General features: G+C 68.1%; 11 protein-coding genes. 2 read left to right on the top strand and 9 right to left on the bottom strand.

Annotated features, from left to right (window positions below; genetic code table 11):
* Positions 1 to 130 precede the first annotated feature (130 nt).
* The 4 genes from DB354_RS21345 to DB354_RS21330 all read right to left on the bottom strand — a co-directional run bounded on the left by DB354_RS21345 (position 131) and on the right by DB354_RS21330 (position 7152).
* A complete protein-coding gene (locus DB354_RS21345; RefSeq protein ID WP_107837656.1) occupies positions 131 to 3184 on the bottom strand; it encodes a CHASE domain-containing protein in 3054 nt (1017 codons plus the stop codon).
* A 107-nt stretch (positions 3185 to 3291) separates the two neighbouring features.
* Entirely contained in the window at positions 3292 to 5241 is a 1950-nt protein-coding gene (locus DB354_RS21340) for a phospho-sugar mutase (protein WP_107837655.1), read from the bottom strand.
* Between the two features lie 101 nt (positions 5242 to 5342).
* Positions 5343 to 6788 carry a UDPGP type 1 family protein gene (locus tag DB354_RS21335; protein WP_107837654.1) on the bottom strand — a complete coding sequence of 482 codons (1446 nt, stop codon included), beginning with the start codon at positions 6786 to 6788 and terminating at the stop codon, positions 5343 to 5345.
* Between the two features lie 82 nt (positions 6789 to 6870).
* Positions 6871 to 7152 carry a septum formation initiator family protein gene (locus DB354_RS21330; protein ID WP_158277656.1) on the bottom strand — a complete coding sequence of 94 codons (282 nt, stop codon included), beginning with the start codon at positions 7150 to 7152 and terminating at the stop codon, positions 6871 to 6873.
* Positions 7153 to 7277: 125 nt separating this feature from the next.
* On the opposite strand from DB354_RS21330, the gene DB354_RS21325 reads away from it, so the two are divergent.
* Together DB354_RS21325 and DB354_RS21320 are read left to right on the top strand one after the other, a co-directional pair.
* Complete coding sequence (locus DB354_RS21325) at positions 7278 to 8093, top strand: AAA family ATPase (RefSeq protein ID WP_107837652.1); 816 nt, start codon at positions 7278 to 7280, stop codon at positions 8091 to 8093.
* 34 nt (positions 8094 to 8127) lie between these two features.
* The gene (locus DB354_RS21320) at positions 8128 to 8850 is read left to right on the top strand and encodes a hypothetical protein (protein WP_107837651.1); all 723 of its coding nucleotides are present in this window, start codon (positions 8128 to 8130) and stop codon (positions 8848 to 8850) included.
* Positions 8851 to 8859: 9 nt separating this feature from the next.
* On the opposite strand, the gene DB354_RS21315 is transcribed toward DB354_RS21320, so the two are convergent.
* The 5 genes from DB354_RS21315 to glmM form a co-directional block, all read right to left on the bottom strand.
* Entirely contained in the window at positions 8860 to 9222 is a 363-nt protein-coding gene (locus tag DB354_RS21315) for a hypothetical protein (protein ID WP_107837650.1), read from the bottom strand.
* A 210-nt stretch (positions 9223 to 9432) separates the two neighbouring features.
* Complete coding sequence (locus DB354_RS21310) at positions 9433 to 9987, bottom strand: DUF2911 domain-containing protein (protein WP_107837649.1); 555 nt, start codon at positions 9985 to 9987, stop codon at positions 9433 to 9435.
* A gap of 83 nt (positions 9988 to 10070) precedes the next feature.
* Positions 10071 to 10520, bottom strand: a complete 450-nt coding sequence (locus DB354_RS21305) for a response regulator (protein ID WP_107837648.1) — start codon at positions 10518 to 10520, stop codon at positions 10071 to 10073.
* A gap of 408 nt (positions 10521 to 10928) precedes the next feature.
* The gene (gene ndk / locus DB354_RS21300) at positions 10929 to 11345 is read right to left on the bottom strand and encodes a nucleoside-diphosphate kinase (protein WP_107837647.1); all 417 of its coding nucleotides are present in this window, start codon (positions 11343 to 11345) and stop codon (positions 10929 to 10931) included.
* Between the two features lie 57 nt (positions 11346 to 11402).
* Positions 11403 to 12740, bottom strand: coding sequence for a phosphoglucosamine mutase (gene glmM / locus DB354_RS21295; RefSeq protein ID WP_107837646.1), 1338 nt, complete (start codon positions 12738 to 12740; stop codon positions 11403 to 11405).
* Positions 12741 to 12816: the final 76 nt, after the last annotated feature.

Here is a 12816-nt window from a genome sequence, read left to right as displayed (position 1 = left end):
TAGCCGCATCCGATTTCCCATGACGCCGAACGGAGCCGGCTCCGGGCCCGCCATAGGCAATTTTCGGCGGCTTCGAGCCGCCCTTTCCAGGGCAAGGACTTGGGTGCGAGCGGACGTCTTTACCAGCTACTCAACTCGGCGGCACCGGCGGCAGTTCGATCCAGAACGTCGTCCCTCGCCCCACTTCCGAACTCACGCCGACGCGGCCTTTCATGCGCTGGACGGCACGGCGCACGATGGCGAGTCCCACGCCGGTCCCCTCGTAGTCGCCCGTCGTGTGCAGCCGCTCGAAGATCTCAAATGCCTTGTTGAGCCGCTCGGGCGGAATGCCGATCCCGTTGTCCGACACCCGCAGCCGCACCACGCCCTCGCGGCTCTCCGTTGCCACGCGCACCTCGGGCCGCGTGCCCGGCGCCACGAACTTCACCGCGTTGCCCAGCAGGTTCGTGAGGCACTGGGTCAGGTAGGCCTCATTGCCCACCACGGGGAGCAGGGTGCCCTCGATTTCCACGTTGGCGCGCGGCGGCTGGAACTCCGGATGTTCGCGCCGGATGTCCGAGACCAGCGCATGCAGGTCGACGGGCCGCAGCTCGACCTTCGTCTTGGACACGCGCGTGTAGGCCAGGAGGTCGGAGATCAGCCGGTCGAGCCGCGCGGACGCCCGGTGCACGCGGCCGAGATAACCGCGTTCCTCCTCGTGCAGCCGCGGGCCGGCCTCCTCGAGCGCGAGCTCGGTGAATCCGCGGATGGTCCGCAGCGGCGCCCGGAGATCATGCGAAACCGAATACGAGAAGGCCTCGAGCTCCTGCACCGCCTCGTGCAGCTCGGCCGTGCGGGCCTGCACCCGCCGTTCGAGTTCCTCCTCCATCCGCTTGCGGTCGGTGAGATCGCGCAGGATCCAGGCGTAGCCGCGCACGCGATCGCTTTCGTGCAGCACCGCGAAGTGGCTGCTGCCCCAGAACCGGGAGCCGTCCCGGCGCACGAACCAGCGTTCGTTCGACGCTGCCTCGTGCTGGCGCGCCTGGGCGAGGTCGCGTTCCGGCTGCCCGGCGGCTTGATCCTCGGCGGTATAGAATCGGGCCGCCGGGGTGCCCATCACCTCCCCGGCGGGAAAGCCCAGCGTCTGCTCCGCCCCTTCGTTCCACGAATCGATCCGGGCCTCACGATCCAGCGCCATGATCGCGTAGTCCCGCACGCCCTCCACCAGCAGCCGGAATCGCTCCTCGGTTTCGCGCGCGGTCCGCTCCGCGCGCCGGCGCTCCTCGATCTCCTGCTGCGCTTCGCGGTAGAGCAGCGCGTTTTCCACCGCCAGTCGCAGCCGGGTGGACACGTCCTCGGCCAGCTGCCGCTGCTCGTCGGAAAACTGCCGCCCGCTGTGCGCCGTCGTGCCGAGGCTGAACACCGCCCAGAGCCGGCCCCGTACGACCACCGGCACATGCACAGCCGAGCGCAGGTCGAGCAACTGCAGCAGCCGGCGCTGCGCGTCGCCCTCCACGGCGTGCTCGATCGTCTGCCGGTCGATCTGCGGGGACACGACCGGCACCCCCATGCGCGCCGCGGCGGCGAGGTTGTGCTGGCCGCCGATCGGCAGTGCCAGCAGGTCGAGATTGGCGTGCAGCTCCCGCTCGATCGCCTCGTCGACATGGGCCACCGCGGTTGCCCGGAGCTTGCCGTCCTCCGCCCGAAACAGCACCGCGAGGTCGGCCACCCGGGGCACCGCCAGGTGTACGATGCCGCGCGTGGTCGTCTCAAAATCCATCGAGGAGATCAGCAGTTGCCCGCAGTCGGCCACGAAGCGCGCCGCCTCCTCCGCGCGCTTGTGCACCGTCAGGTCGGAGGTGAGCGCGTACACGCCCACGATGTGGCCGGCCGGTCCGCGGTGGGGCACGTAGATTGTGCCGAGATAGCGCGCCCCGGCGCCGGGGATCCGCTGCCAACGCTCGAACGACACGCCCTCTCCCGCCAGCGCCCGGCGCAGGTGGGTCTCAACTTCCTGGTTGCCTTCGAGCCCCACCGCATCGCCGACGCGCCGTCCAACCAGCGCCCCGGGCGACACGCCAAACCAGTCCGCGTAGCGCCGGTTGCAGACGCGCAGGATGCGGTTCTGGTCGATGTACGACACGAGCGCGGGCACCGCGTCGACGAGCAGCGCCAGTTCCCCTTCGCGTTCCCGCGTCTCGGCCTCGCTCCGGTGGGCCTCGCGCCGCGCGCGCTCCAGCCCCCGCACCAGGAACGCCACCCCGCCAGCGGCGATGAAGCCCGCCAGGGTCACGGCGAGCGGCGCCAGCAAAATACCGCGCTCCGAGGTGTAGACGAGCGTCCACGGCCGGTCCGCCATCCACAGTGTGCGGACGCGCGACACGCGCAGCCAGTCCGCGGCCGCACCCGTGCGATACAGCAAGTTATCCGGGGTGGGCATGCCGTCGTACACCGCGACGCCGCCGCGCGTGCCGCCGGGGCCGAGGAGCGCATTGATGAAGTCGCCCGCCCGGATTGGCGAATAGGCGTAGCCCGCCAGCCGTTCGCGGCGCGCGGTGACGGTCGCGGGCAATCCGCCGCCGAGGTAGAAGGGAACGTAAATCAGGAAGCCGGCCTGCTTGGCCGTGTCGATCTCCTGCACCAGCGTCACCTTCCCGGTCGCGGCCGGCTGCCCGGTATCCCGCGCGCGATCCATCGCGGTGCGACGCACGACATCGGTGTGCATGTCGTAGCCGAGCGCCGCCCGGTTGCGGACGTTGTCCGGCTCGAGGTAGACGATCGTGTGGTACTCCGGCCGAGGGTCCATCGGCCAGATGCGGAAGTCCGCCCGACCCTCCGCGCGCCGGCGCGCCGCGAAACCCGCCGCCTCGGCCGGCGCCAGCCGCAGCGTGTAGCCGACGCCCTGGAGTCCGGGATAGTTGCGGGCGACATCCACCTGGCTGAAGTAGCGCGCAAACTTGTCGGGCGTGATCCAGCCCTCGGTGCTGAAGAAACCCGCCGCGCCCCGGAGGAGCGCGAGGTACGCCCAGAGCCGCGAGTCGATCTTGGCGCCCAGGTCGGCGGCGTATTCGTCGGCCCGATAGGTGAGCGCCGCCCGCGCCCGCAGGTGCAGCACGGTCCCCGCCAGCAGGCTGAGCCCGCAGCCGACGATCAGGACCCGTCGCGGCAGGCGGGAGCCGAGGAAGGGGAAGCGCGCCGTGGACATGGCTGTCGTCGCCTAGACTCGGCCCCCGGGGCGCGGTTCACGGGGTGCAGACCCCGCGGCGGCGGCGGGAGCAGGCCGCGCCCCCGGTCCGCGTGCCGCCGGGGAGATCATCCCTCTGCGCGGGCCCGCGCATCGGCTTCGATGGCGTGGTTGAGCTGGTCGAGGGTGGCGCGCACCCGGGCTTTCACCGCCGGCAGTTCCGCCACGGACGAAACGTTCTCCTGCGCAAAGATGTAGAACTTCATCTTCGGTTCGGTGCCGCTGCCGCGGGCGGCGAAGCTGTAACCGTTGGCAAGGGTAACGAAGTAGAGATCCTGCGCCGGCACCTTCTCGCCATCGGCATCGATGATCGTCTCGCGCCCGAAGTCCTGGAAGCGGGTGACGCCCACGTCACCGAAAGTCTTCGGCGGCTGGCTGCGGTACGTCTCGAGGATGCGCTTGATCTTCGCGCTGCCGCTGGCGCCCTCGTAGTAGATGTTGATCACGCCCTCGAGGAAGAATCCGTAGCGGACGTACAGCTCGTCGAGGTACTCCGGCACGGTCAGGCCGCGGCCCTTCACCCAGGCACAGACCTCGGCGAACATGAGACAGGCCGAGTTACCGTCCTTGTCCCGGAGGAAGTCGTTCGGCAGGTAGCCGTAGCTCTCCTCGGTGCCGAACGCGTAGAAGGTACTGTGCAGCTGGAGCAGCCGCGCCCGCTCGCGGAACGGCGTGGCGTCGTAGTCGAAGTCCGGCCCCATGGCGGCCCGGAGCTTGTCCTCGTACCCGCGCATCTTCGCGGCGATCCACTTGAAGCCCGTGAGGGTGTTGATGACCTTCACGCCGTGGCCGCGGCCGACCGCGTCCTGGAGCTGGGTGGTGACGAAGGTCTTGATGATCGCGACGTGACGGGAACCGTCGCGCGGAATCCAGCCGAGCTCCTTGTACTTCATCAGCCGATACTCGGCGAGCAGCGCGCCGATCTGGTTGCCGGTAAGCAGTTCCATCCGGCCGTCGCGCGTGCGGACCGCGCAGCCCATGCGATCCGCATCGGGATCGGTGGCGAGCACGACATCGGCGCCGTTCTTTTCCGCGAGGGCGACCGCGCGGGCGAGCGCCGCGGCGTTCTCCGGGTTCGGGGACTTCACGGTCGGGAAGCGCGCGTCGAAATCGAGCTGCTCCGACACGGGATTGACGGTGCAGCCGGCGTGCAGCAACAGCGGCAGCGAATGAACCGCGCCGGTGCCGTGGATGTTGGTGAAGACGACGGAGAGCTTGGTCTTCCGGAAGACCTCGGGGTCGAGCGCCGCCTGCGCCGCGACGGCAAGGTAGGCGTCGTCCGCGTCGCGGCCGAGCGTGGTCACGCCGTCGAGCTTCACGTTGAGAAACGCCCCCAGCTCCGCGAGCGGGACCGCATTGACCTCCTGCACAATGCCGCGGTCATGCGGCGGCACGACCTGCGCGCCGTCATCGAAGTAGGCCTTGAAGCCGTTGTCGTGGGAGGGATTGTGGCTCGCCGTGATGACCACGCCCGTGTGGGCCTTGAGCCAGCGCACAGAAAAGCTGAGCTGCGGCGTCGGGCGCGGGCCGTCGAAGATCCAGGCCTGCCCGCCGAGCTGCGTCCACGTCGAGGCGGCGAGCTCGCAGAAGCGGCGCGAGAAGTGGCGCACGTCGTGCGCGATGACGAGGCGCGGGGCCACCTTGCTGCCCTGGCGCTCGAGGTGGGCCCGGGTGTAGCGGAAAAGGCCGATCGTGGCGCGGATCAGGGTGAAATCGTTGAGCATGTTGCTCCCGATCGCCGCGTGTTCCGGCGAACCTTTGGCGTCGACCTGGCCCGTCTCGGCGCTCGCCGGCCGCGCACCGATGGTACGCCCGCGCATGCCGCCGGTCCCAAACTCGAGATACCGATAGAACCGATCGTTCAGTTCCGGCCACGCCTCCGCCGCGACGAGTTCCTCGATGCTGGCTTCGGCCCAGCGGGGCAGCTTGGCGCCCAGGAAGGCGTGGAGGTTTTCGACGGCTCCGGGCAGCAGTTGTCCTGCGCGCCCGGCGGTGGAGATCCGATCATGCGTGGTCATGGGTAAGGCAAGGAGGGTGGAGTTGGAACCGGGCCGGCACGGTCGCGGCGGAGCCTCCGGGCTCACGCCGCGCGCGACGGAGAAGGCAGCTTAGCGGGCGATCACTCGAGGTACAGCCCTTCGGTGATCGCGGGCTTGGCGGCCAGCTTGCGCCACGCGTCCGCGAAGGAGTCCTCGTCGTAGCCGAACAGCGGGGACACCTCGAGGCTCACCGCGGGGAGGCCGGTGGCATCGGTGGTGACCGTGGCGGCGTTGGCCTTCAGCCAGCGGGCGAACTGCCGCAGCTGGTCGTCGCGACAGGTCTTGGGTGAGTCCACGCCCTCGGCGTTCTTCACCGGGGAGAAGTCGTCCTCGCGGCGGGTTTCGATGATCACGGGTTGGCGCGCGAACGGCAGCGCATCGAAGACGAACATCTCGAACTTCACGCCGTTCGGCTTCTCAGGTTTCACGGGCCGGCCCGTGGCATCGAGCGTCGGGATCTTTTTGTCGGCGCGATGGAAGGGCAGCGTCGGCGCGTTGCCCTCGGCCACCCCCGGCTGCACCCGCGCCATGCGCCGGACGAACTCGCGATCGAGGAGGTGAATCGCGATGCTGCCGGCCAGGTAGCGGAGCTGGCCATCGGGTCCCTTCTCACGCTGCATCGCCAGCGGCAGATCGGAATACTCGATCACGACGCGCCGACCCTGTTGCACGCAGAAGTGCCCGACCTTTTCCTCCGGGAACGCTTTCGGCACCATCTTGCTCGACATCTCGGATGCGCCGAGCACGTGCCAGCCGATGAACGCCGGGTCGATGATCCGGATCAGCGGGTTGTCGACCTGGAAGTAGCTCAGGATGTCGACGCCCTCCCGCTGCATGAGATCGAGCGCGCCGCTGCGCTCAAGCGCGCGCAACGAGCCGCCATGGCCGTCCGGCGAAAGCGCGATCGTCCCCTTCCCTTCGAGCAGGATCTTGCCGTCAAAACCCACCGCCGGCATCCGGCCCTGGCGGAAGAAATGCACGTGGTCGCGGTCGAGGCCGAAGCACTGGTTGGCGGTGAAGAACGCCTCGGTCGCGGCATGGTTCACGTGGCTGGTCATGATGAACCAGTGCAGCGGCTTGCCGTAGCGGACGCCGGCCGCCCGGATCTTCTCGGCAAACACCTGGAACAACGTCTTCCGGCGCACGGGCGTCACCGGGAACGTGCCCTTGGGCCCGTCGTAACCCAGCCGGGTGCCCTGCCCGCCCGCGACGGTGAAGGCCGCAACCCGGCCGGCCCGCAAGGCGGCCTCGCCCGCCGCTTTCGCCTTCGCCCAAGCCGCGGCATCGCCGCCGTGCTCGGGCCGCTTCTCGTAGGGCGCCGGCGTGAGGCCTTCCAGATTCACGCCCGCCGCCGCGCCTTTCGCCAGCAGCGTGCGGCTCAGCCGCTCGACTTCCGCGAGGTCAATCTCCGCGGCCTCGGCCAGCAGTTGTCGCTGCGCCTCCGGGCTCAGTTCGTCGAAATAGGCGAACACCTGGCCCTGGCCGGCCTGCTGAAACTTCTCAATCAACGGATGATTCGTAGCCATGGATGAATGCGAAAATGGTCAGGCGGCGGCGGAATTGGTTCGGCGCCACCGCCGCAAAAGGACGCCGGGGCCGCCCGCCCGTTCAGTCCGGAAAGCGGAAGATCGTCTCCCCCGGTTTGCCGTACATGTGGCGCCGCCGCAGCGTCCGCTCGACGAACTCAGGATCGGACTTCAAGCGCTCGAGAATCGTTTCCTGCTCCTTGAGCCGCGCCTGCGCCTCCACCAGTTCCTGCCTTTTCAGCAGCTCGATCTCCTTGAGCCGCCGCAACTGGGCGCGGGCGTCGACGTACACCGCGCCGCCGGTCACGCTGAGTGCGGCGAGCACAACGGCATAGGCGGTGATGATGATGCGGCGGAGGTTCACAAAGGCGCTGGAGATGAACCAACAGGCCCGCCCGCGAGTAAAGGGAATTTCAAAGCCGCCCGCCGGGGCGCCCGGGCGTGTTTTGGCGTGCGTTTGCCCCCCGACGCCGCCAGCGTCGCGCTTTCATGTATCAGAGCTTTTACGGCTTCCGCGAGATGCCCTTCAACATCACGCCGGATCCGCGATTTCTCTACCTCAGCCCAACCCACCAGGAAGCCCTCCAACACCTGAAATACGGGGTGCAGGAGAAGAAGGGCTTCATCGTCCTCGTGGGCGAGGTTGGCTGTGGCAAGACCACGCTCTGCCGCCGCTTTCTCAACGAGATCGATCCCGCGCACTACGACACGGCCCTGATTCTCAATCCGCGGGTCACCGAGACGCAGATGCTCAAGGCAATCCTCACCGAACTCGGTGAGACGAAGCTCGCCCGCAGCCAGGTCGACCTCGTCGCCCAGATGAACCGCGTGCTCCTGGAACGGATCGAGAAGGCTCGCGATATCGTGCTGATCATCGACGAAGCCCAGAATCTCAGCTTTCACGTCCTCGAGCAGATCCGCCTCCTCTCCAACCTCGAGACCGACAAGCAGAAGCTCCTGCAGATCGTCCTCATGGGTCAGCCGGAGTTCAAGGAGGTGCTCGCCCGCGACGAGTTGCGGCAGCTTCGCCAGCGCATTCTCGTGCATTACGAGTTGCATCCGCTCTCCGCGAACGACGTCGCGCACTACGTGCGGCACCGGCTCGCCCTCGCGGGCAGCGAAGGCCGGCCGTACTTCACCCGCTGGGCGCTGCGGATGGTCTTCCGCTACAGCGGCGGGATTCCGCGCATCGTGAACAACCTTTGTGACCGCGCGCTGCTCGCGGCCTTCATCCGTGGCTCGGACGAGGTCAGTTTCTGGGACGTCCGGCGCGCCGCCAAAGACATGGCCAACCTCACCGATTGACGCCATCCTGCTTCCACCGTCCGATTACCTCGCGATGAGTCTGATCAATGAAGCGCTGAAGAAGGCCCAACGGCTTCGCCACGAGGGGCCAACCGGGGACACCGCCGGCGCGGGTGGCCCCATCGCCAAGCGTCCACAACCCAAGAGCGCCACCTCCATCTTTCTCATCGCCAGCGGCGCCGTCATCCTCGTGGTCGCGTCGATGGTGCTCACCGCGCTCTGGCTGACGCGCCCCGCTTCGAAGCCCGCGGCCGCCCCGGTGGCAGCCAAGGCCGACCCCAAACCCGCCGCGGCCCCTTCCGTCGTGCTCCCCAAGTTGCCGGCACCCGTCGCACCGGGCACCACATCCGAGCCAGTCGTGACCGCGCCCAAGGCGGCTCAACCCGAGGCTCCGCAAGCCGTCGCCACCACCCCGCCACCCGCGGCGACGGGCCCGGCGTCCGCCTCACCCACGACGGCCACCAGCACCCCTGCCTCGGTTGCAGCCGCACCCGATGCGCTTCCCTTGACGCCCGCGCCCGCACCGGCGGCGAAAGCCCCGGCGCGGCCCGACGAGCGCGTCCATCAGTTCATCGATACGCTGCGCGTGACCGGCATTCGTTCCTCCGGCGCCGAGAGCAAGGTTCTGATGAACGACCGCGTTTACCGGGTGAACGACATCGTCGACCGGACACTCAATCTGCGGCTGACGAAAGTTTCGACCGACAGCCTCACCTTCACCGACGCGAACGGTATCGCGTACGTGAAGTACTTCTAGCGCTGCGACTCAGAGTCGGCGGAAGCGGGGGTTCAACTTGTGGCGGAGTTCCTGCACCGCGATCGCGCGGCGGTAGGCATCGGTCAGGCTCGGATGCACCGTCTGGAACGGCCGCCCAAGTTTGACCGCCACGTGCGTGATCATCACGCGGTGCTTCGTCCACAGCTCGTCGATCTGCAGCCGGCAGGCGTCGAGAAAGTCGTCGACATAGTCGACGAACAGGACGCGCTCCCGGGGTGCGGTGGCGCCCCCGCGGCGGCCAAGGAGGACATAGAACCCGCTCTGGGAAGGGCGGAAAACGTCACCGAGCTTCCGCTTCGGCACGACCCTGAAACCGGGAATTCTCGTGGAGACGAGGGCGGTCGTATTCATCGCAGGGAAAGGATGGCGGGCGCGCGGTCCATGGCGACCTCAACCCAGCGCACAAAACGAGGAAAAAACCATGGGGAAAATCCGGCGGCGAAGCAGCCACGTGCGCCCGCGATGGCAACTCCTTTCGCCGGAAACTTATTCACGCGTAATTCACCGCGCCGAGGGCGAACCGAACCGGAGGAGGCCGCGCCCCAACCCGGAATGGCGGCGCTACTTTCGCACCCGGAACGGCACGGAATACTGCACCTTCTCCCAACTGAAGGAGAGCACCCCGCCCGCCGTCGAACCGTTGTCGATCGCGATGGTAAACTGGTCCACAGGCGTCGCCAGTTCCTGCCGTTGGAGCGGCACGCGCGCGATCTCGGTCGCGCGGTCGTAGGGGTCGACGCCCCATTGCCCGATCTCGCGGTTGATGAGCAACTCGGCGGAGCCGTCGGCCGCCGGCAACATGAACAGCGTGTACGCCCCCGCCGGAATCTCGGCCTGGCCGAGCAGGAGCGGCTGCTGGGTGATGAAGAGCGTCGCCTCGTCGGCGCCGAGTCGCCAGATCTTCCCGAACGGCACCAAGCCGCCCCAGATCTTGCGCGGCGCGTTCGTCTGGGGATGCCGCGTGTACGGGCGCCCATAAACGATCGTCACCCGATTGTTCTGCACCAGGCGGCTGATCGTCTCGTGCGGACTCTTGCGCGCCTGTTGCGCCGACAGGGGCGCGGTCAGGCCGAACGCGAGGACGACGGTCGCCAGGACAAGAACGATTCGCTTCATACGGGGTGGCGGGAGTGTCGAAACCGGGCTGCGACCGGGCGAGCAAAAACCAGCAGGGACGATTGCCGCCGCCAATCTGGTCCTTAGGTCGGGCCGGGCTCGTTGGGCGGCACGTTGAGCCGGAGCCAGTAGTTGCGCAACTCCACCGCGAGTTCACGCAGTGCGTTCACCGTCGTCGGCTTGACCAGGTACGAATTTGCACCGGCGCGGTAGGCGGCCGCGATGTCCCTGGGCTCGGACGACGAGGTAAAGACGATCACGATCAACGAGTGCAGGACCGGATGCGTCCGGATCCAGCGCAGCACCTCGAGGCCGGAGACCAGGGGCAGCTTAAGATCGAGCAGCACGAGCGCAGGGAGCGGCACGGTGCGCTTTTTCGCGTCGATGGCGTTCGTGAGGTACTCCATCGCCAGGGCGCCGTGCGACACACGGTGAACCGGGTTTAGAAACTGCGCCTTGCGGAAGGCGTTCTCGAGCAGCACGACCGAGTCCTCCTCGTCCTCGACGACCAGAATGGTGGGGGCATTCGTCATCGCGGCGGAGCTTCGGGTCGCGGGATTGGAACCGCAAGGCTTTGCTCCCGCGGCCACGGGCACGCCACGGCGAGGGATCACCCCCGCTTCCGACGGCGGTGTCGCGGCCATGGCGCTAGCGCCGGATCAAGGCGGAGGCCGGGATCCCGGACCCTCCGCGGGCGGGCACCGTGGCCTCCCGCCAAACCGTGAGGCCCGCGGCCAGCACCGCGAGAATCGCAAGCATGGTGAACGCCAGCTTCATCAAGCTGCCATGGTAGGGCGCAGGCTGAATCATCCTGTGGCCAAGATAGCGTTGCCCCACGTCATTTGCCATGGGGTAACGACCTAATCCCGCCCCGGGGTGCCGCCTGAGGCGACCGCCAACCGGGGCAGCGCAGGCGCGCCGGAACGCGCGCGGGGGATGCCTTACTCGAAGATCTCGCCGGCCTTGAAGAACCGCGCGAGTTCGACCTTGCCGTTCTCCACGCTGTCGGAGGCGTGCACGATGTTGCGCATCATGTCGGTGCCGAAGTCGCCGCGGATCGTGCCCTTGGCGGCCTTCTTCGAATCCGTCGGCCCGAGCAGATCGCGGACGCGCTGGACGATGTTCTCGCCGCGCAGCGCCATCATGATCACGGGACGGGAAGCCATGAACTGCTCGATCTCCGGGTAGAACGGCTTGCTGGCGACGTGGGCGTAGTGCTCGCGCAGGACCGCCGGATCAAGGCGGGCCATCTTGCAGCCGATCACGTCGAAGCCTGCGGCCTCGAACCGGCTGAGCACACTGCCGACCACGCGCTTCTGCATGCAGTCGGGCTTAAAGATAATGAAGGTCTTTTCCATAAAGCGGCGGAACCTAGGTTGCTTCGTGGGATTGGAAAGCCCGGATTGCAGATTTTCCTACACCACGGCGAGTTCGGCGCGGGCGGCAGCTTCCAGCCGGTTGATGCCCTCCCGCACCACCTGCTCGGTCGGCCCCTCCACCAAGAGGCGAAGCTTGGCTTCGGTGCCGGACCAGCGCACGAGCACGCGACCGTTTACGCCGAGCTCCTTTTCCAGCGTGGCGGTCGCCGAGCGAACGCCCGGGAGCTGCTCGAGCGGCTTCTTCTCGCGGACTTTCAGGGCCATGGTCGCCTGCGGAAATTTTACCAGCACCCGGCGCAGGTCCGACAGCGGCAGCCCGGTGCTGACCATGACTTCGATCACCTTGAGCGCCGCCACCAAGCCGTCCCCCGTGGGAGAGTACTGCGGGCAGATGATGTGGCCGGACGATTCGCCGCCCAGGCTGGCGCCCTCCGCGAGCATGCGCTCGATGACGTAGCGGTCGCCGACGGAGGTCCGCAGGACGCGGCCGCCGGCCGCGCTTACAACGGCGTCCACCCCCAGGTTGCTCTGCACCGTGACCACCAGGGTGCGTTTCTCGAGTTTGCGGCAACGAAGCGCATGAAGCGCCAGGATCGCGAGGATCTCGTCCCCGTCGAGGATCGCCCCCCGCTCGTCGCATAGCACGCAGCGGTCACCATCGCCGTCGTGGGCGATACCGATGCGGGCATTCTCCGCCGCGACACGGGCCGCCAACGCCGCGGGGTGCTCGCTCCCCACGCCAAGATTGATGTTCCGGCCATCGGGCGCGTCGCCGATTCCGAGAACCTCCGCCCCGAGCCCGCGCAACACGCGGGGCGACGTGCCGCAGGTGGCGCCGTTGGCGGTATCGAGCACGATCCGCCAACCGGCCAAAGCTCCCGAAGGAAGCACCGCCGTCATCGCGCTGACGTAGTCGGATACCGCATCGAGCGTGGGCAAAGGCGCGGGCAGCCCCGCCACCGTTTCCGGCAGCGCCGCCTCGATCGCACTCTCGTCGGCATCGGTCAGTTTCACGCCGCGCGGTCCGAAAAACTTGATGCCGTTGTCCTCGGCCGGATTGTGCGAGGCCGTGATCACCACGCCGAGCGCGGCCTTCTGGCGGACGACGGATCGGGCGACCGCCGGAGTGGGCAGCACGCCCAGCGAGACGGGTTCGGCCCCGGCGGAACGCAGGCCGCGGGCAACGGCCGCCTCGAGCGCCGCACCCGACGCGCGGGTGTCGCGGCCAATCAGCACGCGGAGCGGACCCGTGCAGCCAGTCTGGCGCAGCCATGTCGCCGCCGCGCAGCCGAGACGGGCCGCAAAGGTCTCATTGACGACGGGGCCACCATAGGGTCCACGCACGCCATCGGTGCCGAAGAATTTTCGGTTCATGTAAAGGGAGAGAAGGACGCCCGCGTGGTGCAGCCGCGAAGCCCCGGTCCGGGACGCGGCAGTCGGCGGGTAACCG

The organism is Opitutus sp. ER46 (genome assembly GCF_003054705.1).
In the GTDB taxonomy this organism is placed as follows: domain Bacteria; phylum Verrucomicrobiota; class Verrucomicrobiia; order Opitutales; family Opitutaceae; genus ER46.
This window is presented reverse-complemented; position numbering and strand designations above follow the sequence as displayed.

Bases quoted from the DNA above. Each gene is read 5' to 3' on its own strand.
- DB354_RS21325 (WP_107837652.1), top strand. From the start codon at position 7,278: ATGTATCAGAGCTTTTACGGCTTCCGCGAGATGCCCTTCAACATCACG.
- DB354_RS21315 (WP_107837650.1), bottom strand. From the start codon at position 9,222: ATGAATACGACCGCCCTCGTCTCCACGAGAATTCCCGGTTTCAGGGTC.
- DB354_RS21320 (WP_107837651.1), top strand. From the start codon at position 8,128: ATGAGTCTGATCAATGAAGCGCTGAAGAAGGCCCAACGGCTTCGCCAC.
- ndk (WP_107837647.1), bottom strand. From the start codon at position 11,345: ATGGAAAAGACCTTCATTATCTTTAAGCCCGACTGCATGCAGAAGCGC.
- DB354_RS21345 (WP_107837656.1), bottom strand. From the start codon at position 3,184: ATGTCCACGGCGCGCTTCCCCTTCCTCGGCTCCCGCCTGCCGCGACGG.
- DB354_RS21335 (WP_107837654.1), bottom strand. From the start codon at position 6,788: ATGGCTACGAATCATCCGTTGATTGAGAAGTTTCAGCAGGCCGGCCAG.
- glmM (WP_107837646.1), bottom strand. From the start codon at position 12,740: ATGAACCGAAAATTCTTCGGCACCGATGGCGTGCGTGGACCCTATGGT.
- DB354_RS21305 (WP_107837648.1), bottom strand. From the start codon at position 10,520: ATGACGAATGCCCCCACCATTCTGGTCGTCGAGGACGAGGAGGACTCG.
- DB354_RS21340 (WP_107837655.1), bottom strand. From the start codon at position 5,241: ATGACCACGCATGATCGGATCTCCACCGCCGGGCGCGCAGGACAACTG.
- DB354_RS21310 (WP_107837649.1), bottom strand. From the start codon at position 9,987: ATGAAGCGAATCGTTCTTGTCCTGGCGACCGTCGTCCTCGCGTTCGGC.